We start from the raw sequence: 556 nt of genomic DNA, 5'->3' as shown, positions 1-556 counted from the left end.
CCCCGACGATGAGTGAAGCTGTTATGGAGGCCGTAGCAGCTGCTTACGACGAGGTGATACACATCTAATAATCAAAATTTTTACTATATAAAACTTCGATTATCTAATTTTTGGAAAATATCCAAATAGGAAAATCGAAGTTTTTTGCAATATAATAAAATTACAGTATCAACCATCTATATTTCAGCTTAATACAACTGTTATACACTACATCTATAACCTAATTTTGAATCCTAAACCTATCAAAACATCTACTCTGAAATAAAGATTTTACTCCGAAAGCATTTCAAAAAACTTCTTTTGCAAATCAGATTTAATGGTGTATCTTTGCCTTTTTCAACTCAATAATCATGCTTTCAGTAAACGGATTAGCCGTAGAATTTGGCGGCACTACACTTTTTTCGGATGTATCTTTTGTTATCAATCCAAAGGACAGAATAGCCCTTATGGGAAAAAATGGGGCAGGAAAATCGACACTACTCAAAATACTGGCTGGTGTGCGTGAACCTTCAAGAGGAGGAGTATCGTATCCCAAAGATTTCACTATTGCCTACCT

Annotated in this window: 1 protein-coding gene; it reads left to right on the top strand. The window is 34.9% G+C overall.

Annotation, left to right across the window (positions count from 1 at the left end; all coding sequences use genetic code 11):
- Window positions 1–350: 350 nt before the first annotated feature.
- Window positions 351–556 (top strand): ATP-binding cassette domain-containing protein (locus CCAND38_RS01130; RefSeq protein ID WP_042343125.1); only part of this gene is annotated, 206 nt, incomplete at its 3' end.

Source organism: Capnocytophaga canis, assembly GCF_000827555.1.
GTDB lineage: Bacteria > Bacteroidota > Bacteroidia > Flavobacteriales > Flavobacteriaceae > Capnocytophaga > Capnocytophaga canis.
This window is presented reverse-complemented; position numbering and strand designations above follow the sequence as displayed.